Origin of the sequence: Algoriphagus lutimaris (assembly GCF_017051705.1) — a bacterium.
Classification (GTDB): Bacteria; Bacteroidota; Bacteroidia; order Cytophagales; family Cyclobacteriaceae; genus Algoriphagus; species Algoriphagus lutimaris.
Genome location: NZ_JAFIDJ010000002.1, coordinates 1452031 through 1472591 on the forward strand (window position 1 = coordinate 1452031; position 20561 = coordinate 1472591).

Consider the following 20561-nt stretch of genomic DNA (forward strand, 5'->3'; position numbering starts at 1 on the left):
CTCAAATATGAAACAAATGCTAGCTAAGGCAAAAGATATTTTGCAAAAGTCCTTATTATCTGGCTTGGGTGCCCTGGTTTTATTTGCTTATTCCTGTAAATCAGCAGAGAATTTTACAAAAACAGAGGAAGAAGAACCTGAACAGAAAGTTGCTGCCGAACCTATTGCGATAATTCCCCTGGATACTGTTGGGATCATAAAATTAGTTCAGGAGAAAGAGTCTCAACTGGCAAATTATAAGGGAGAGAGGAACCGGGGTTTTGACTTGATTCATACTGATTTGGAGTTAGATTTTGATTATGAAAATCAGGTGGTATTAGGAAAGGCTGTGTTGACTTTCAAACCTTTTTTTAAGCCTCAAAAAGAGTTGGTTTTGGATGCCCAGGATTTTGAGTTAGGGAAAGTATATTTTGTATATAAAGGGGATAGTGCAAGCCTGGGGTATTATTACGACACGCAGGAACTAAAAATACCTCTTCCACGACTGATGACAAAGGAGGATACCTTTGCGATAGCGATGGCATATAAGGCTTTTCCAGAGAAGAACTCGGGGGAGGGGAGCCAGGCCATTACGGACACCAAAGGTTTGTATTTTATTGACCCTTTGGGCGAAGATCCAGACAAGCCAACGATGATTTGGACCCAAGGAGAGACCATGCATAATTCAAAATGGTTCCCTACGTTGGATCAACCCAATGAAAAGATGACTCAACTTTTCAAACTGACTGTGCCGGATTCTATGATATCCATTGGAAATGGAGAACTAGTAGATCAAGTGGATTTAGGGAGTGGCTTCCACATGGATTATTGGGAAATGAAGTTGCCTCACTCCCCCTATTTAGCCGCATTTGCCATAGGCGATTTTGGTAAGGTAGAAGCTACATGGGAAGGGGTTCCATTAGGGTATTATGTAGAAAAGGGCTACGAAGAAGGAGCCAAAATGGTATTCAAAAATACCCCAGAGATGCTTGGGTTTTTCTCAGAAAAGCTGGGAGTCCCATACCCATGGCCTAAATATGATCAAGTAGTAGTACGGGATTTCGTTTCTGGTGCAATGGAGAATACCACTGTATCAATTTTTATGGAAGAATTAAGGCTGAATGAAAAAGAAGCCTTGGATTCAGAATGGGATTACATCATTGCGCATGAGTTGTTCCACCAATGGTTTGGTGATTATGTTACCACCGAATCCTGGGCAAATCTTCCACTGAATGAAGGTTTTGCAAACTACAGTGAGTATTTGTGGAATGAATATAAATATGGTCTTGATCAAGCCTCGCTCAAACTAGTTGCTGAGATGGAAACCTATTTTGCAGAGTCTGCAACCAAACAAGTGGATTTGATTAGGCATTACTATGAGGACTCTGAAGATATGTTTGACTCTCATAGTTATGCCAAGGCAGGAGTAATTATTCATATGCTGAGAAAATATGTAGGGGATGAAGTCTTTTTTGAGTCTCTCCACAGGTATTTGCAGGAACATGCTTTTTCTAATGTTGAAGTGCATGATTTGCGACAGGCCTTTGAAGATGTAGCGGGGGAGGATCTGAATTGGTTTTTCAACCAGTGGTTTTTAGACAAAGGTCATCCCGAGCTCTTTGTGGAAATAGATTATTCTATTCCGGAAAATATTTTGATTTCCATCACCCAAATACAGGACTTGGAAGAAACCCCACTATATCAGTTGCCTTTTGAGATTAGCTGGTACGATGGAGGAGATAGAAAAGTAAAGAAATTTATGTTGAAGGAGGCATTTCAGCAATTCGCGTTAGAGAATGGAAATCCTGTTGATCATGTTTTTTTCGACGAGGGAAAAGATCTTTTGATCAAGAAAAATCAAACTATTTCTTTGGGACAATGGGTAAACCAGTATGAAACTTCCAAGTTGGGAATTGCCAGGTATGAGGCACTGGATAGCTTGGCTACGAATGATGCCTCGGATGAGCTTAAGCTTTTACTACCAAAAGCAATGAAAGATGAGTTTTGGTCTGTTAGAGAGCTTTCCTTAAGTCTATTGCAAAGTCATACGGAATGGATTGAAGAGATAGAAGGATTGGAAAGCAATCTTGTTGCATTGATAGAGGGGAATGCCAAAAACTCTGTGAAAGCAGGGGCTATTGATGTTTTGGCAGCCTATGATAATGAAAAATACCAAGCCTTGTTGTTGAGATTGGTGGAAGAACCATCTGTTTTGGTCTCTAGTTCCGCGTTAATGGGATTGACCAATATTGAGGGGCAGGAACTGGATGAGGAATTGATCGAAAGGTTTTCGAAAGAGACCAATTTTCGATATGTGATTCCAGTATCAGAATATTTCATTACCAAACCTGTGTTAGGAAAGGGAATTTGGTTTCATGAAAAAATAGATCAGCTCTCCGGAGAGGGTTTATATTTCTTTTTGGGGTACTATGGAGAATATTTTAGCAGGTTTCCAGAAGAAGGGAAGGACCTTGCAGTAGAAAAATTAAAAAAAATCATGAAGGGGCATGCACAAAATTTCATTCGATTGGGAGCATTTCAAGCGATCTTGGCTTTTTCGGATGATGCCCAAGTAGTGAAGGCAATTTCTGAAATTGCGACTCAAGAGAAGGATCCTGAATTGAAAAATTATTATGAATACTTCATGGAAGCATTAATTGTAAAAAATTAATTCACTGATTTTAAGTCGTTTGTAGAAATAGTGCATAAATTCTCATGAAATTTGAAATACATACTTTGAAACTTTAATAAAAGGCTATAATTTTGCCATCCGTTACGATAGATAGGTCATACAAAAAAGACTTAAAAAGTGACGAATAGTTGGGGGAATACCAAAGCGGCCAACTGGGACGGACTGTAAATCCGTTGACTTATGTCTTCACAGGTTCGAATCCTGTTTCCCCCACAATTGCCGAATGCAAAATTTTTTCCTAGTTTTGCAGGGCTTAAAAGAAATTCGGCTTAGCCGGAAAAAAAGCGGGAGTAGCTCAGTTGGTAGAGCGGCAGCCTTCCAAGCTGCAGGTCGCGGGTTCGAGCCTCGTCTCCCGCTCTATACTTTTCTTCGGAAAGGTATCGGGCTCAAGCCGACGTAGCTCAGGGGTAGAGTACTTCCTTGGTAAGGAAGGGGTCACGGGTTCAAATCCCGTCGTTGGCTCATACGGCTTTAAATATTTATCTAAACATATCTTTAAACTTAAACTGAGGATTTTCACGCATGGCAAAAGCACAATTCGACCGTTCCAAGCCGCACGTTAATATCGGTACGATTGGTCACGTAGATCATGGAAAGACCACTTTGACTGCTGCCATCACTACCGTTTTGGCTAGTAAGGGTCTATCTGAATTAAGAGATTTCTCTTCTATAGACAACGCTCCAGAAGAAAAAGAAAGAGGTATTACCATTAACACCTCTCACGTAGAATATCAAACTGACAAGAGACACTATGCTCACGTAGATTGTCCAGGTCACGCCGATTACGTTAAGAACATGGTAACGGGTGCAGCCCAGATGGATGGTGCTATCCTTGTAGTAGCAGCAACAGACGGACCTATGCCTCAAACTAGAGAGCACATCCTATTGGCTCGTCAGGTTGGTGTTCCTGCTCTTGTTGTATTCATGAACAAGGTAGACATGGTAGACGATCCTGAACTACTTGAACTAGTAGAAATGGAAGTTAGAGAACTTCTTTCTTTCTATGAATTCGATGGAGACAACATCCCAGTTATCGCTGGTTCTGCACTTGGTGCATTGAACGGTGAAGAGAAGTGGGTTGATACTGTAATGGAATTGATGAACGCAGTGGATGAGTACATTCCTCTTCCTGAGCGTGCTGTAGATAAAGATTTCTTGATGCCTGTAGAAGACGTATTCTCGATCACTGGTCGTGGTACTGTAGCTACTGGTAGAATTGAAAGAGGTGTAATCAACTCTGGTGATCCAGTTGACATCATCGGTATGGGTGCTGAAGGACTTAAGTCTACAGTTACTGGTGTTGAGATGTTCCGTAAGATCCTAGACAGAGGTGAAGCTGGTGATAACGTAGGTCTTTTGTTGAGAGGTATTGAAAAAGCTCAAATCAAGAGAGGTATGATTATCTGTAAGCCAGGTTCTGTGACTCCTCACGCACACTTCAAAGCTGAAGTTTACGTATTGTCAAAAGAAGAAGGTGGACGTCATACTCCATTCTTCAACAAATACAGACCTCAGTTCTACTTAAGAACTACTGACGTAACTGGTGAGATCAAACTTCCAGAAAACGTTGAAATGGTTATGCCAGGTGATAACGTGACTATCGAGGTAAACTTGCTTAATGCAGTTGCTCTTGAAAAAGGACTTCGTTTTGCAATCCGTGAGGGTGGTAGAACAGTAGGTGCTGGTCAGGTTACTGAAATTCTTGACTAATCAATTTCTGATCTATTAAAACGATGCGATCCTGAATATTTTTGGGATCGCATTTGTTTCTTTAGTCAACAATACCTAATTTTGCGTTCCCATTAGCGGGACGTTCATTCACACGGGCATAGTTCAATGGCAGAATAGCGGTCTCCAAAACCGTTGATGGGAGTTCGAATCTCTCTGCCCGTGCCAGTAAGTATTACAATATGAATCTAAAAAACTTTGTTCTGGAGTCGTATGATGAAATGAAAAACAAGGTCACTTGGCCTAAGTATTCATTTCTTCAAAATAGTGCAGTGTTGGTGCTAGTAGCATCTTTGATCTTTGCCTTGTTTATCGGGGTAGTAGACTTAGGTTTCGAAAACATCATGACATGGTTTTATGATTTATTTTAATTGAATTGACATTACAGAATGGCTGAACATAAGTGGTACGTACTCAGGGTAGTAGCTGGGCAGGAAAAAAAGACAAAAACCTATCTGGATAATGAAATTTCTAGACAGAAGATTGACGAATTTATTCCTGAAGTGCTAATACCTTCCGAGAAGGTATATGAGATGCGAAATGGCAAAAAGCGTGTCAGAGAGAGAAACTTCTTTCCCGGATACGTTTTAGTCAATGCAGATCTTTCTAACGGTGAGGCCAATCACGTAATAACGAGTATCCCGGGTGTTATCGGTTTCTTAGGATCAAACCAGGGGGGAGCTTCCAAAACCCCTGAACCATTACGCCAATCAGAAGTCAACCGTATTTTAGGTAAGGTTGAGGAGATTGATGAGTTTGCAGAGAAGTTGGATACACCATTTATAGTAGGAGAAGCCGTAAAGGTAATGGACGGCCCATTCAGTGGATTTACCGGGACAATAGAGGAGATATTTGATGAGAAGAAGAAATTGAATGTTATGGTCAAGATCTTCGGAAGAAATACTCCGGTAGAGTTAAACTTTATACAAGTAGAAAAACAAGACTAAGCAATGGCTAAGGAAATCACTGGTTATTTAAAACTACAAGTGAAAGGTGGCCAGGCTAACCCGTCGCCTCCAGTAGGTCCAGCTCTTGGTTCCAAGGGTTTGAACATTATGGAGTTTTGTAAGCAATACAATGCACGTACCCAAGATAAAATGGGTCAAGTGCTTCCTGTATTGATTACAATTTTCTCGGATAAGTCTTTTGAATTCGTTGTAAAAACTCCTCCTGCGGCAAATATGTTGTTAGAGGCGGCGAAGTTGAAAGGCGGTTCTGCAGAACCTAATCGAAAGAAAGTAGGTTCGGTTACCTGGGATCAGGTAAAAGAAATTGCAGAGGTTAAAATGCCTGACCTAAATGCTTTCAAAGTAGAGTCAGCTATGAAAATGATAGCTGGTACAGCTAGAAGCATGGGTATCACAGTATCTGGACAAGCCCCTTGGGAAGTATAAATAAAAAACAATGGCTAAGTTAACAAAAAAGCAAAAAGAAGCTCTTTCTAAATATGACCCAAGCCAAGTGTACTCTCTTGAGGCAGCTTCTTCTATCGTTAAGGAAATTACCAATACCAAATTTGATTCTTCTATCGATCTAGACATCCGTTTGGGTGTTGATCCTAGAAAAGCGGATCAAATGGTAAGAGGCGTTGTTGCCCTTCCGCATGGTACTGGTAAGGACATCAAAGTATTAGTACTTTGTACTCCTGATAAAGCGGCAGAAGCAACTGAAGCGGGTGCAGATTATGTGGGCTTGGATGACTACATCGCTAAAATTGAGGGTGGATGGACTGACATTGACGTCATCATCACTATGCCTAACGTCATGGCGAAGGTAGGTAGATTGGGTAGAGTATTAGGACCTAGAGGTTTGATGCCTAACCCAAAATCCGGAACAGTTACTTTGGATGTAGCTAAAGCTGTTAAAGAGGTGAAAGCTGGTAAGATCGATTTCAAAGTTGATAAATTTGGAATTATTCATGCTAGTGTTGGTAAGGCATCTTTTACACCTGAAAAGATTCAGGACAATGTAAGAGAATTGATGCTTACTATCTCTAAGCTTAAGCCTAGCTCATCAAAAGGTACATACTTCAAAAGTATTCATTTATCAAGTACAATGTCTCCTGGAATTGCAGTGGACAAGGGTAGTATTCAAGGTATTTAATCATGACTAGAGACGAAAAGAAAGTAATAATCGACGGTCTTACCGAGAAATTCAGAGAAAACCCTTTCTTCTACATCACGGATGCATCAGGTTTTTCTGTTGCACAAGTGAATGCGTTCAGAAGAACTTGTTTTGAAAAAGGTGTTGAGTACAAAGTATACAAAAATACGCTGATTCAAAAGGCGCTGGAAAACCTTGATGTGGATTATTCCTCATTGAGTGACAAGGCTCTTAAAGGATTCTCTGGAATTATTTTCTCTAAAGAGACTAGTAATCTTCCAGCAAAAGTATTGCTGGATTTCAGAAAAAAAATAGGTAAAAAAGAGACTAGACCAGTATTTAAAGGTGCTGCTATTGAATCTGATATCATTATCGGAGAAGAGAACCTTGAGATGTTGTCTAAACTCAAATCAAAGCAGGAGCTATTGGGAGATCTTATCGGATTGCTACAATCTCCAGCTATGAACCTTATCTCTGCTTTGCAAAGTGGTCAAAACAACCTTACAGGTGTGCTTAAGACCCTAGCTGAAAAAGAAGAAGCATAAGGACCAATAAAATAATTAAATAAAAAACACAAAAAATAAATTTCAAATACAATGGCAGATCTTACGCAACTTGCAGATCAGTTGGTGAACTTGACTGTAAAAGAAGTTAAAGAATTGACAGATATCCTTAAAGATCAGTACGGAATCGAACCTGCTGCTGCTGGTGTAGCAGTAGTAGCTGGTGGTGCTGGTGCAGGAGAAGCTGCTGCAGAAGAAGAGAAAACTTCATTCGACGTTATCTTGAAATCTGCTGGTGCATCTAAATTGGCAGTAGTTAAATTGGTAAAAGAATTGACTGGTCTTGGCTTGAAAGAAGCTAAAGATTTGGTAGATTCTGCTCCTAAAGCCTTGAAAGAAGGTATCGCTAAGGACGAAGCTGAAGGCTTGAAGAAGTCTTTGGAAGAAGCTGGTGCTGAAGTAGAGATCAAATAATTTGCTAAGCCAGAGCCAATAGGTTATGGTTTAGCCATAAGACCTGACTAAATTAGTCAGGTCTTTTCCTGTTTATGCACAGGTATAAAATTGCATTATTTTAAGCGAAAATTGTCGCATTTCGTTATTTAATTTCACTATAAACATATACTACCTTGGCTATCAAGAATCAAACCGAAAGGAAAAGTTTCTCCTCCATTAAGGTGGTCAAAGACTATCCGGATTTTCTAGATATTCAGTTGCAGTCTTTTAAAGACTTTTTTCAATTGGATACTCCTGCTGAGAAACGCCGGGCAGATGGGTTATTTAAAGTATTTGCCGAAAACTTCCCGATCAGTGATTCCAGAGAAAATTTCACTTTGGAGTTTATCGATTATGCAGTAGATCCTCCTAAGTATAGTGTAGGAGAATGTATTGATAGAGGTTTGACATATTCTGTCCCTTTAAAGGCAAAACTTAGACTTCTTTGTCACGATGAGGATAATGAGGATTTCGAAACCATTGAGCAAGAGGTATTCTTAGGAAACCTTCCGTACATGACGGAGAAAGGTTCCTTTGTCATCAATGGGGCGGAACGAGTAATTGTTTCTCAGTTGCATAGATCTCCAGGTGTATTCTTTGCGCAAAGCAAGCATACAAATGGTACAAAGTTATATTCAGCTAGAATCATTCCTTTCAAAGGTTCCTGGATCGAATTTGCTACAGACATCAACAATGTCATGTATGCTTACATTGATCGTAAGAAGAAATTCCCTGTGACAACTTTGCTAAGAGCAATTGGCTATGGTTCTGATAAAGATATTTTGGATTTATTCGGATTATCTGAGGAGGTTTCAGCCACTAAAAATGCTCTGAAGAAAGCAGCAGGTAGAAAGCTGGCCGCAAGAGTTCTTAGAACTTGGGTAGAAGATTTCGTGGATGAAGATACTGGTGAAGTAGTATCCATCGATCGAAATGAGGTATTGCTAGAGCGTGATACCGTACTTACGGATGAAGATATTTCTATGATTTTGGATTCGGGATCTAAAAGCATCATCCTTCACAGGGAAGATGTAAATATCGCCGATTTCTCTATCGTTTATAATACATTACAGAAAGATAACTCTAACTCTGAAAAAGAAGCTGTAGAAGTTATCTATCGTCAGTTGAGAAATACTGAAGCACCTGATGAGGCGACTGCAAGAGAAGTAATTCATAGCTTATTCTTCTCTGACAAGCGTTATGATCTAGGTGAAGTTGGTCGTTATAGAATCAACAAAAAATTAGGTCTTGACATTGAATCTGAAAAGATTGTCTTGACTAAAGAGGATATCATTTCAATTGTGAAGTATCTAATTGGATTGATCAACTCTAAAGCAGTAGTCGATGATATTGACCACTTGAGTAATAGAAGAGTAAGAACTGTAGGTGAGCAGCTTTATAGCCAGTTCGGTGTAGGTCTTGCTAGAATGGCTAGAACCATTCGTGAAAGAATGAACGTTCGTGACAATGAAGACTTCAAACCAGTCGATTTGATCAATGCACGTACACTTTCTTCTGTAATTAACTCATTCTTTGGTACCAACCAGCTTTCTCAGTTCATGGATCAAACCAATCCATTGGCAGAGTTGACTCACAAGAGAAGACTTTCTGCATTGGGTCCAGGGGGTCTATCTAGAGAAAGAGCAGGTTTCGAGGTACGTGACGTTCACTATACACACTATGGTCGTCTTTGTACTATTGAAACTCCAGAAGGTCCAAACATTGGTTTGATTTCTTCACTTTGTGTTCATGCAAAAGTGAATTCCATGGGCTTCTTGGAAACTCCTTATAGAAAGGTGAAAGACGGGAAAGTAAGTATGGATAGAGATGATATCGTATTCCTTACTGCTGAAGAAGAAGATGACAATAACATTGCGCAAGCAAATGCACCTTTGGATGAGAAAGGTAATTTCATCAATGAAAAAGTAAAAGCAAGATTTGAGGGTGATTTCCCGGTTCTTGAACCAACTGAAATCAGCTATATGGACGTTGCTCCAAACCAAATTGTGTCAGTAGCGGCTTCTTTGATTCCTTTCTTGGAGCATGATGATGCAAACAGAGCCTTGATGGGATCTAACATGCAGCGTCAAGCAGTTCCTTTGTTGAAAGCAGAGGCTCCTATTGTAGGAACAGGCCTTGAAGCAAAAGCTGCTGTAGATTCAAGATCCTTGATTATTGCAGAAGCAGACGGTGTAGTTGACTATGTAGATGCTAAGAAAATCACCATCAAATACGATCTATCTGATGATGAGTTATTAGTTAATTTTACAGACGAATATAAATCTTACGATCTGATTAAGTTCAGAAGAACCAACCAGGATACTACCATCAACCTTACTCCATTGGTATTGAAAGGTCAGAAAGTAGTGAAAGGCCAGGTTCTAGTAGAAGGTTATTCAACTAACGAGGGAGAGCTTGCTCTTGGTAAAAACTTGAAGGTGGCTTACATGCCATGGCAAGGATATAACTTTGAGGATGCGATTGTAATTTCTGAGCGAGTTGTTCGTGAAGATATCTTTACCTCTATCCACGTTGAAGAATTCCAACTAGAAGTAAGAGATACCAAGCGTGGGGAAGAGGAATTAACCTCTGAAATTCCTAACGTTTCTGAAGAGGCTGTGAAGCACTTGGATGAGAATGGTGTGATCAGAATTGGTGCGGAAGTGAAAGAAGGTGATATCATCATCGGTAAGATCACTCCAAAAGGTGAAACTGATCCAACTCCAGAAGAAAAACTATTGAGAGCAATCTTTGGGGATAAAGCTGGTGATGTAAAAGATGCCTCATTGAAAGCTTCTCCATCTCTTAATGGCGTGGTTATCGAAACCAAATTGTTCTCTCGTCCTAAAAAGGATAAAGAAGTTAGAGCAAAAGCAAAAGCTGAGGTTGAAAAACTGAAAGCAAAATACTCCAAAGATCTATTGGGCATCAGAGCTCGAATGATCAATAAATTGGTTACTCTCCTAGATGGTAAAACATCTTTGGGCGTGAAACACAAGTTTGGAGATGAGATCATCAGCAAGGGTGTTAAATTCAATCTGAAGAATATCGAAAACAACTTATTCCCTGCAAAGAACCCATATAGAGACGAAAGTAACTATAACGTTCCAGAGGAAGCAAACTTGATTTCTGATATCATTTTGGATGATTGGACAGATGATCCGCATACCAATGATCTGATTGTGAAATTGGTGAAAAACTACACCAATTCTAGAAACGAGATTTCAGGTTTATTCAAAAGAGATCGATTTACTCTTGAAGTTGGAGATGAACTTCCTGCTGGTATTGTACAGCTTGCTAAGGTTTACGTTGCTAAGAAGCGTAAATTGAAAGTGGGTGATAAGATGGCAGGTCGTCACGGAAACAAAGGTATTGTCGCTAGAATTGTAAGAGACGAAGACATGCCATTCCTTGAAGATGGAACTCCAATGGATATCGTATTGAACCCGCTGGGTGTACCTTCCCGAATGAACATTGGTCAGATCTTCGAAACTGTACTTGCTTGGGCTGGTCAGGTATTGGGTAAGAAATATGCTACTCCGATTTTCGATGGAGCTTCTATGGAAGAGGTTTCTGCTGAATTGGAAGAAGCAGGCGTACCAGCATACGGACGTACTTACCTATATGATGGTCTATCCGGTGTGAAATTTGACCAACCTGTAACCGTAGGTGTGGCTTACATGCTGAAATTGGGTCACTTGGTTGATGATAAGATGCACGCACGTTCTATTGGTCCATACTCTTTGATTACGCAACAACCTTTGGGTGGTAAAGCTCAATTCGGTGGTCAGCGTTTCGGAGAAATGGAAGTTTGGGCACTGGAAGCATTCGGTGCATCCCATGTACTTCAGGAAATCCTGACTGTTAAATCAGATGACGTAATCGGTAGAGCTAAAGCTTATGAAGCGATAGTGAAGGGTGAAAACCTTCCTAAACCTAATATTCCAGAATCATTCAATGTATTGGTTCATGAATTGAGAGGTTTGGCTCTTGAAATTACCCTGGATTAATTTAGCTCATTAGGGCTCGCAAGAGCCCTTTACATATCTTTCAAAAAACTATGGCGTTCAGAAAAAATAAAAAACTTAACATCGACTTTTCCAGAGTCACCGTTAGTTTGGCTTCTCCAGAATCTATTCTGGATAGTTCAAACGGTGAAGTGACACAGCCAGAGACTATCAACTATAGAACTTACAAACCAGAAATGGGTGGTTTGTTCTGTGAGAGAATCTTTGGTCCTGTCAAAGACTGGGAATGTCATTGTGGCAAGTATAAGCGCATCAGGTATAAAGGTATTATCTGTGACCGTTGCGGTGTAGAGGTTACAGAAAAGAAAGTGAGAAGAGAGAGAATGGGGCACATCGAGCTGGTAGTACCAGTTGCTCACATTTGGTATTTCAAATCTCTTCCTAATAAAATCGGTTATCTTCTTGGTCTACCGACTAAGAAGCTTGATCAGATTGTGTATTATGAGCGCTATGCTGTAGTACAACCAGGTATCAAAGCTGAGGACGGAATTCAATACTTGGATTTCCTTACTGAGGATGAGTACCTGGATATCATGGATAAGCTTCCTAAGGAAAATCACATGCTAGATGATGATGATCCAAATAAATTCATCGCCAAAATGGGTGCTGAAGCTTTGGAAATGTTGTTGGCTAGAATTGAATTGGATGATCTTTCTTATGCACTTCGTCACCAAGCTGCTACTGATACTTCTCAACAGAGAAAAGCAGAAGCATTGAAGCGTTTGAAAGTAGTAGAAGCATTCCGTGATGCAAGAACCAGAATTGAAAACCGTCCAGAGTGGATGGTAGTAAGAATGGTTCCAGTGATCCCACCAGAATTGAGACCTTTGGTTCCTTTGGATGGTGGTAGATTCGCTACTTCTGATTTGAATGACCTTTATAGAAGAGTTATTATCAGAAATAACCGATTGAAGAGATTGATCGATATCAAAGCTCCAGAGGTTATTTTGAGAAACGAGAAGAGAATGCTTCAGGAAGCTGTCGATTCTTTGTTCGATAACTCTAGAAAAGTAAATGCGGTAAGATCTGATGGTAACCGTGCTTTGAAGTCCCTTTCTGACATGTTGAAAGGTAAGCAAGGCCGTTTCCGTCAAAACTTGCTCGGTAAGCGTGTGGATTATTCCGGTCGTTCTGTGATCGTGGTAGGTCCTGAATTAAAGCTTCATGAGTGTGGTCTTCCAAAAAATATGGCAGCCGAGCTTTTCAAACCATTTATCATCAGAAAACTGATTGAAAGAGGGATTGTAAAGACTGTTAAATCTGCCAAGAAAATTGTGGATCGTAAAGATCCAGTGGTATGGGACATCTTGGAAAATGTATTGAAAGGACATCCTGTTCTTCTAAACCGTGCTCCTACTCTTCACAGACTAGGTATCCAAGCATTCCAGCCTAAATTGATCGAAGGAAAAGCAATCCAGCTTCACCCATTGGTATGTACTGCATTCAACGCCGATTTTGACGGTGACCAGATGGCGGTTCACGTACCACTTGGCCATGAAGCAATTTTGGAAGCTTCTACCTTGATGCTTTCTGCGCATAACATCCTTAACCCTGCCAATGGTGCTCCTATTACTGTACCATCTCAGGATATGGTTTTGGGTCTTTATTATGTGACTAAAGGCAAGAAATCTACTCCAGAAGAGCCAGTTCCTGGTGAAGGTATGACTTTCTACAGTACGGAGGAAGTAGTAATTGCATTGAACGAACGAGTGATCTCCAAGCACGCGAATATCAAGTGTAAGGTGAATGTTCGTAAGCCAGACGGATCTATCGTAGAAGAAATCATCGATACGGTCGCTGGTAGATTGATCTTCAACCAGTTTGTTCCTGAGGAAGTAGGTTATGTAAATGAGCTTCTTACCAAGAAAAAACTGCAGCAGATCATTGCTCAGGTAGTAAAAGTATGTGGTATTGCACGTACAGCTAAATTCTTGGATGATATCAAACATCTAGGTTTCCAAAGTGCTTACCAGGGTGGTTTGTCAATGGGACTTAATGATGTAATTATTCCTGAAGAAAAAGAACCAATGATCGCCAAAGCCAAGGAAGAGGTAGATCAGGTTTGGAATAACTACTTGATGGGTCTGATCACTGATAACGAACGTTACAACCAAGTAATTGATATCTGGACTCGTACCAACTCTCATTTGACTAATAATCTAATGAAGCAGATGGAAGAGGATAAGCAAGGTTTCAATGCGATCTACATGATGATGCACTCAGGAGCTCGTGGTTCTAGAGAGCAAATTCGTCAGCTAGGTGGTATGAGAGGTTTGATGGCTAAGCCACAGAAAAACTTGCAAGGTTCAGTAGGTGAGATCATCGAAAACCCGATTCTTTCTAACTTTAAGGAAGGATTGGATGTACTGGAATACTTTATCTCTACGCACGGTGCACGTAAAGGTCTTGCTGATACTGCATTGAAAACTGCCGATGCGGGTTATTTAACTCGTCGTTTGGTAGACGTTGCCCAAGATATGATTGTGACCGAAGAGGACTGCGGTACTTTGAGAGGATTAAACGTTCTTCCATTGAAAGACAATGATGAGATCGTTGAGCCTTTATCTGAAAGAATCTTAGGTAGAGTTTCTGTTCACGATGTATATGATCCAGTAACAGATGAGTTGATCATCCCAGCAGGAATTGAGATTACGGATGAAATCGCAGCTAAAGTTGATGATTCTGCAATTGAAGAGGTTGAAATCAGATCCGTATTGACTTGTGAAACCCGTAGAGGTGTTTGTTCTAAGTGTTATGGTAGAAACCTTGCAACGGGTTATATGGTACAAGCCGGTGAGTCTGTTGGGGTAATTGCCGCACAGTCTATCGGTGAACCAGGTACTCAGTTGACATTGAGAACGTTCCACGTAGGTGGTACTGCATCTAACATGGCTGTTGAAGCGAGCATCACGGCTAAATTTGAAGGTATTGTTGAATTTGATGAGGAGTTGAGAACGTTGGAAACAACCAACAAGGATGGAGAGCCTGTTACAGTAGTGATGGGTAGATCCGGAGAAATCAAAATCAACGATCCAAAATCTGGCAAAACCTTAGTTTCTAACCATGTTCCTTATGGTGCATTATTAGAAGTGAAGGATGGTCAGAAGATCAGCAAAAATGGAGCGCTATGTAAGTGGGATCCATATAATGCGGTTATCCTTTCAGAATTCGATGGTACCATCGACTTTGAGGCAATCGTAGAAGGAATTACTTATAAGGAGGTAGCTGATGATCAAACTGGTTTCCGTGAAAAAGTAATTATAGATACAAAAGATAGAACCAAAAACCCGGCGATCATTGTAAACTATGGAGATGACACCAAGTCTTACAATATTCCAGTGGGAGCTCACTTGGCAGTAGAAACTGGAGAGAAAGTCAAAGCAGGTCAGGTGTTGGTTAAAATCCCAAGATCTGTTGGTAAAACAAGAGATATTACTGGTGGTCTACCAAGAGTAACAGAATTGTTTGAGGCTAGAAATCCATCTAACCCAGCAGTAGTTTCTGAAATCGACGGGGTAGTTACCTATGGTGGTATCAAGCGTGGTAACAGAGAGATTTTGATCGAATCTAAAGATGGCGTTATTAAGAAATACATGGTATCTCTTTCTAAGCATATCTTGGTTCAGGAGAATGACTTTATCCGTGCAGGTGAGCCTTTATCAGATGGTGCAATTACTCCAAATGATATTTTGGCGATCAAAGGTCCTACTGCTGTTCAGGAATATTTGGTAAATGAAATTCAGGAAGTATACAGACTTCAGGGTGTGAAAATCAATGACAAGCATATTGAGGTGATTGTATCTCAAATGATGCAGAAAGTTGAGATCTTGGATGCTGGTGACACTGGATTCCTTCAAAACCAAGTAGTGGACAAGTGGGCATTCAGAGAGGAAAACGATAATATCCTTGATAAGAAAGTGGTAATGGACGCAGGTGATTCTTCTACTTTGAAGCCAGGTATGATTATTACAGCTAGAAGATTGAGAGACGAAAACTCGAGCTTGAAGCGTAAGGATCTAAAGTTGGTACAAGTTAGAGATGCAGAAACTGCAGTTTCTAAGCCTACGTTGCAAGGTATTACTGCTGCTTCTTTGGGTACAGAAAGCTTCCTTTCTGCTGCTTCATTCCAGGAAACTACCAAGGTTCTTTCTGAGGCAGCCATTAGAGGTAAGCGTGATGAATTGTTAGGATTGAAAGAGAACGTATTGGTTGGACACTTGATCCCAGCGGGTACCGGACAAAGAAGAATCCAAAACATCATCGTTGGTTCCAAAGAGGAATACGAAAAGCTTTCTGATAGCATGGATCATGTATCCACTAAGAAATCAAGCGAAGCCATACTATAATGGTATGAATTAACAAATAACAAAAGGCCTGTATTCGTACAGGCCTTTTTTAATCCATAAAAAATGCAAGACGAAAAAGGGAAAAGACCTGATCAACAGATCAATGTAGAACTATCAGAGGAAGTAGCTGAAGGAGTTTATGCAAATTTGGCGATGATCGCGCACTCCAATTCAGAATTTGTGATTGATTTTATAAGATTAATGCCAGGAGTTCCAAAAGCAAAAGTGAAATCTAGAATTATTGTGACTCCGGAGCATGCAAAACGTTTATTAGCAGCTTTAAAGGACAATATTGACAAATATGAAGATGCTTTTGGGAAAATAAATCAGGGTGGGGGAGCCCCACAATTCCCGATCAGCTTTGGTACTCCAGGTGAGGCGTAACAAAAATATAACTACTTAATTTTGTTCATCTTATTACTTTGGTTACCTTTGCAGTCCAAAATTTAACAGTTTACAGGAAAACTAAATTTTATCAGTTAATGCCTACTATTCAACAGTTAGTAAGAAAAGGTAGAACTACACTGGAGACCAAATCAAAATCAAGAGCTTTGGATGCATGTCCTCAGCGAAGAGGTGTTTGTACCAGGGTATACACTACAACCCCTAAGAAGCCTAACTCAGCAATGAGAAAAGTGGCGAGGGTGAGATTGACAAATGGAAAAGAAGTGAATGCTTACATTCCAGGGGAAGGTCACAATCTACAGGAGCACTCAATCGTATTGATTAGAGGTGGTCGTGTGAAAGATCTACCAGGTGTAAGATATCACATCATCCGTGGTGCACTTGATACCGCAGGAGTTAAAGACCGTAAACAAGGTCGCTCTAAGTATGGTGCTAAAAGACCGAAGGCAGGAAAAGCCCCGGCAAAGAAATAATACTTTATAACATTTAGAAAAAATGAGAAAAGCGAAACCAAAGAAGAGATATATTCTTCCTGATCCTAAGTTCAATGATACCTTGGTTACCAAGTTTGTGAACTGTCTAATGGTAGATGGGAAGAAGAGTATTGCTTACAGAATTTTCTACGATGCAGTAGAAAAAGTTGAGGAAAAAGTAGGTGAGAATGGTCTTGAAGTTTGGAAAAAAGCGCTTAACAATATTGCTCCATCCGTAGAGGTGAAGAGTCGTAGAGTTGGTGGTGCTACGTTCCAGGTTCCAATGGAAGTTCGTCCGGAAAGAAAGCTCTCTCTAGGTATCAAGTGGATGATCACTTATGCCAGAAGAAGAGGAGAGAAAACAATGATGGACAGACTTGCTGGTGAGATCATAGCTGCTTCCAAAGGCGAAGGTGCCGGAGTGAAGAAAAAAGATGATACACACAGAATGGCCGAGGCTAACAAAGCATTCTCCCACTTTAGATTTTAATTAGGATGGCTAAAAGAGATTTAAAATATACCAGAAACATCGGTATTGCTGCTCACATCGATGCTGGTAAGACAACTACTACTGAGCGAATTCTTTTTTACTCTGGGGTATCCCACAAGATCGGAGAAGTACATGATGGTGCTGCTACGATGGACTGGATGGCGCAGGAGCAGGAGAGAGGTATTACTATTACTTCCGCTGCTACTACCGTATTCTGGAACTACAGAGATCAAAAATATCAAATTAACATCATTGATACTCCTGGACACGTTGACTTTACAGTAGAAGTAAACCGTTCCTTGAGAGTATTGGATGGTTTAGTTTTCCTATTCAGTGCTGTGGATGGTGTTGAACCACAGTCTGAGACTAACTGGCGATTAGCTGATAATTATAAAGTCGCTCGTATCGGATTCGTTAACAAAATGGACCGTGCTGGCGCAAACTTCCTTGAGGTTTGTAAGCAAGTGAAGGAAATGCTTGGTAGCTATGCAGTGCCTTTGCAGATTCCTATCGGAGCTGAAGACAAATTCAAAGGTGTTGTTGATTTGATCAACAACAGAGCCATTGTATGGAATGAGGAAGACATGGGAATGACTTTCGAAGAAGTTCCTATTCCAGAAGACATGTTGGAAGATGTAGAAAAGTGGAGAGAGCATTTACTTGAAGCTGTTGCTGAGTACGACGAGTCTTTGATGGAGAAATTCTTTGATGACCCAGACTCTATTACTGAAGAAGAAATTCTTTCTGCATTGAGACAAGCAACCATCGACATGAAAATTGTTCCTATGGTTTGTGGATCTTCTTTCAAAAACAAAGGTGTTCAGACTATGCTTGACTTGGTTATGGAATTGCTTCCATCTCCATTGGATAAGGATAACTTGATCGCTCATGATTTGAATGACGAAGAAAAAGAAGTTGTCATTACTCCAAATGAAGATGAGCCATTTGCTGGTTTGGCATTCAAAATCGCCACTGACCCATTCGTGGGTAGATTATGTTTCGTAAGAGCATACTCTGGTATTTTGGATTCTGGATCTTATGTATTCAATAGCCGTTCTGGAAACAAAGAGCGTATTTCACGTGTGTTCCAGATGCATGCCAACAAGCAAAACCAAATCGATGCTTTGAGAGCTGGTGATATTGGAGCTGTTGTTGGATTTAAGGATATCAAGACAGGAGATACTCTTTGTGCAGAAAATCGCAAAGTGGTTCTTGAGTCTATGATCTTCCCAGAGCCAGTTATCGGATACGCGATTGAGCCTAAGACTCAAGCTGACGTAGATAAATTGGGTATGGCGATTGCTAAGCTTGTAGAAGAGGATCCTACACTTCAAGTAAATACCGACCACGAAACTGGTCAGACTATCTTGAGAGGTATGGGTGAACTTCACTTAGATATTATTATCGACCGTCTGAAGAGAGAATTTAAGGTTGAAATCAACCAAGGTGCTCCTCAGGTTGCTTACAAAGAAGCTTTGTTTGGTTCTGTTGAACATAAAGAAGTTTACAAGAAGCAGTCAGGTGGTAAAGGTAAATTTGCGGATATCGTGTTCGAACTTGGGCCTAAAGATCCAGACCCAGAAACTGGTGAGGTTAAACCAGGACTTGAGTTTGTTAATGGTATCGTAGGTGGGGTGATTCCAAAAGAATTTATTCCAGCGATCCAGAAAGGTTTCACTGAATCTATGAAGAATGGACCTCTTGCTGGTTACCCAGTAGAGTCTATGAAAGTTAGATTGTTCCACGGATCTTTCCACGATGTCGATTCTGATGCTCTTTCTTTTGAATTGGCAGCTAGAATTGGTTTCAAAGAAGCAGCTAAGAAATGTAAGCCTCAATTATTGGAGCCTATCATGTCTGTAGATGTAGTTTCTCCTGACGAATACACTGGTCCAATCACTGGTGATTTGAACAGAAGAAGAGGTTTGATGAAAGGTATGGATACCAAAGGTACTTCATCTGTGATCAAAGCATCTGTACCATTGTCAGAGTTGTTCGGTTATATTACTGACCTAAGAACAATTTCTTCTGGTAGAGCTACTGCTTCCTTGACATTCTCTCACTATGAGCCTGTGCCTAATAACATAGCAGAGGGCGTAATTGCTAACGTAAAAGGTCAGAAAGACTAATCAATATTTGCGATGAATCAGAAAATCAGAATAAAACTAAAATCATACGATCACAGCCTGGTGGATAAGTCATCAGAGAAAATCGTAAAGGCTGTAAAGGCCACTGGCGCAGTAGTAGTGGGACCAATTCCATTGCCTACTAAGAAGGAGAAGTTCACTGTGTTGAAATCTCCACACGTAAGTAAGAAAGCGAGAGATCAGTACCAACTTTGCACATATAAGAGATTGGTTGATATTTACTCCAACAGCTCCAAAACTGTAGATGCTTTGATGAAAATCGAGCTTCCAAGTGGAGTTGATGTAGAAATCAAAGTTTGATCTGCTCTTAAATATTTCATAAAAAAGGCCTGCGTTCACACGCAGGTCTTTTTATATATTCACCATTTACACGATTCTCAGGGGCTTTCAATTGTTTGGCAGTAGTAAAAATGTTGCTAAATGTTTGAAAATATACGAGTTGGCATTTGTTGCAGAATTTTATTTCAGTAACTTTGCAGTCCTTTAAAAGGGCTCATGCGTATAAGCGCTTGTGAATTATCAAATTATCTTATTATAGATGTCTGGTATTATAGGTAAAAAAGTAGGAATGACTAGCATTTTCAGTGCCGATGGACGTAACGTCGCATGCACGCTAATAGAAGCTGGTCCTTGCGTAGTGACGCAAGTAAAAAACGTTGAAACAGACGGGTACAACGCAGTGCAGTTGGCATATGGCGAGCGTAAAGAAAAAAATACGCCAAAGCCATTGATCGGTCACTTTAAAAAGGCCGGTACTACGCCAAAGCAAAAAGTTGTTGAGTTCAGAGAATTCCGGGTCGAATTTGAAGGCCAGGTAGATCTAGGGGCTACTGTGAAGGCTGGTGAAGTGTTTGTCGAAGGTGACTTCGTGGATGCAATCGGTACTTCTAAAGGTAAAGGATTCCAAGGTGTAGTAAAACGTCACGGTTTTGGTGGTGTGGGTGGACAAACTCACGGTCAGCACAACAGACAGAGACACCCAGGTTCCATTGGTGCTTGTTCTTGGCCATCCAGAGTATTCAAGGGAATGCGTATGGCAGGAAGAACCGGCGGTGACAGAGTGAAGGTAATCAACCTTAGAGTGTTGAAGATTTATCCTGAGCAAAACCTGCTGTTGGTTTCTGGTTCAGTACCAGGTCCTAAAAATTCTTTCGTTATTCTAGAGAAATAAG

At 40.5% G+C, this 20561-nt stretch carries 16 protein-coding genes and 4 tRNA genes; all 20 read left to right on the forward strand.

What is annotated here, in order from left to right:
* Positions 1 to 7 precede the first annotated feature (7 nt).
* The 20 genes from JYB62_RS16820 (at position 8) to rplC (ending at position 20560) form a co-directional block, all read left to right on the forward strand.
* The gene (locus JYB62_RS16820; RefSeq protein ID WP_243431606.1) at positions 8 to 2650 is read left to right on the forward strand and encodes a M1 family metallopeptidase; all 2643 of its coding nucleotides are present in this window, start codon (positions 8 to 10) and stop codon (positions 2648 to 2650) included.
* Between the two features lie 151 nt (positions 2651 to 2801).
* Positions 2802 to 2884, forward strand: a tRNA-Tyr gene (locus JYB62_RS16825).
* A gap of 71 nt (positions 2885 to 2955) precedes the next feature.
* Positions 2956 to 3028, forward strand: a tRNA-Gly gene (locus tag JYB62_RS16830).
* A 33-nt stretch (positions 3029 to 3061) separates the two neighbouring features.
* A tRNA-Thr gene (locus tag JYB62_RS16835) sits at positions 3062 to 3133 on the forward strand.
* A gap of 60 nt (positions 3134 to 3193) precedes the next feature.
* Complete coding sequence (gene tuf / locus JYB62_RS16840; RefSeq protein WP_205646554.1) at positions 3194 to 4381, forward strand: elongation factor Tu; 1188 nt, start codon at positions 3194 to 3196, stop codon at positions 4379 to 4381.
* A gap of 112 nt (positions 4382 to 4493) precedes the next feature.
* Positions 4494 to 4567: transfer RNA gene (locus tag JYB62_RS16845), tRNA-Trp, on the forward strand.
* A gap of 14 nt (positions 4568 to 4581) precedes the next feature.
* Positions 4582 to 4770, forward strand: coding sequence for a preprotein translocase subunit SecE (gene secE / locus JYB62_RS16850; protein ID WP_008203051.1), 189 nt, complete (start codon positions 4582 to 4584; stop codon positions 4768 to 4770).
* Positions 4771 to 4788: 18 nt separating this feature from the next.
* Positions 4789 to 5346: a transcription termination/antitermination protein NusG gene (gene nusG / locus JYB62_RS16855; protein WP_074226864.1), complete on the forward strand. Its 558-nt coding sequence runs from the start codon at positions 4789 to 4791 to the stop codon at positions 5344 to 5346.
* Positions 5347 to 5349: 3 nt separating this feature from the next.
* Positions 5350 to 5793 (forward strand): 50S ribosomal protein L11, encoded by a 444-nt coding sequence (gene rplK, locus JYB62_RS16860; RefSeq protein WP_074226865.1) that lies wholly within the window; start codon positions 5350 to 5352, stop codon positions 5791 to 5793.
* 10 nt (positions 5794 to 5803) lie between these two features.
* Complete coding sequence (gene rplA, locus JYB62_RS16865) at positions 5804 to 6502, forward strand: 50S ribosomal protein L1 (protein WP_074226866.1); 699 nt, start codon at positions 5804 to 5806, stop codon at positions 6500 to 6502.
* 2 nt (positions 6503 to 6504) lie between these two features.
* Positions 6505 to 7047: a 50S ribosomal protein L10 gene (gene rplJ, locus JYB62_RS16870; protein ID WP_205646555.1), complete on the forward strand. Its 543-nt coding sequence runs from the start codon at positions 6505 to 6507 to the stop codon at positions 7045 to 7047.
* A 51-nt stretch (positions 7048 to 7098) separates the two neighbouring features.
* Entirely contained in the window at positions 7099 to 7479 is a 381-nt protein-coding gene (gene rplL / locus JYB62_RS16875; protein WP_205646556.1) for a 50S ribosomal protein L7/L12, read from the forward strand.
* A gap of 155 nt (positions 7480 to 7634) precedes the next feature.
* Positions 7635 to 11510, forward strand: a complete 3876-nt coding sequence (gene rpoB, locus JYB62_RS16880) for a DNA-directed RNA polymerase subunit beta (RefSeq protein WP_205646557.1) — start codon at positions 7635 to 7637, stop codon at positions 11508 to 11510.
* 50 nt (positions 11511 to 11560) lie between these two features.
* A complete protein-coding gene (gene rpoC / locus JYB62_RS16885) occupies positions 11561 to 15874 on the forward strand; it encodes a DNA-directed RNA polymerase subunit beta' (RefSeq protein ID WP_205646558.1) in 4314 nt (1437 codons plus the stop codon).
* Positions 15875 to 15937: 63 nt separating this feature from the next.
* Entirely contained in the window at positions 15938 to 16258 is a 321-nt protein-coding gene (locus JYB62_RS16890) for a DUF3467 domain-containing protein (protein ID WP_074226871.1), read from the forward strand.
* 98 nt (positions 16259 to 16356) lie between these two features.
* On the forward strand, positions 16357 to 16752 hold the full coding sequence (gene rpsL / locus JYB62_RS16895; protein ID WP_074226872.1) for a 30S ribosomal protein S12: 396 nt from the start codon (positions 16357 to 16359) through the stop codon (positions 16750 to 16752).
* A gap of 22 nt (positions 16753 to 16774) precedes the next feature.
* A complete protein-coding gene (gene rpsG, locus JYB62_RS16900; RefSeq protein WP_074226873.1) occupies positions 16775 to 17242 on the forward strand; it encodes a 30S ribosomal protein S7 in 468 nt (155 codons plus the stop codon).
* Positions 17243 to 17247: 5 nt separating this feature from the next.
* Positions 17248 to 19371: an elongation factor G gene (gene fusA / locus JYB62_RS16905; protein WP_205646559.1), complete on the forward strand. Its 2124-nt coding sequence runs from the start codon at positions 17248 to 17250 to the stop codon at positions 19369 to 19371.
* A 12-nt stretch (positions 19372 to 19383) separates the two neighbouring features.
* Complete coding sequence (gene rpsJ / locus JYB62_RS16910) at positions 19384 to 19689, forward strand: 30S ribosomal protein S10 (RefSeq protein WP_008203035.1); 306 nt, start codon at positions 19384 to 19386, stop codon at positions 19687 to 19689.
* A gap of 238 nt (positions 19690 to 19927) precedes the next feature.
* Positions 19928 to 20560: a 50S ribosomal protein L3 gene (gene rplC / locus JYB62_RS16915; RefSeq protein ID WP_074226875.1), complete on the forward strand. Its 633-nt coding sequence runs from the start codon at positions 19928 to 19930 to the stop codon at positions 20558 to 20560.
* The last annotated feature ends 1 nt before the right edge of the window (position 20561 follow it).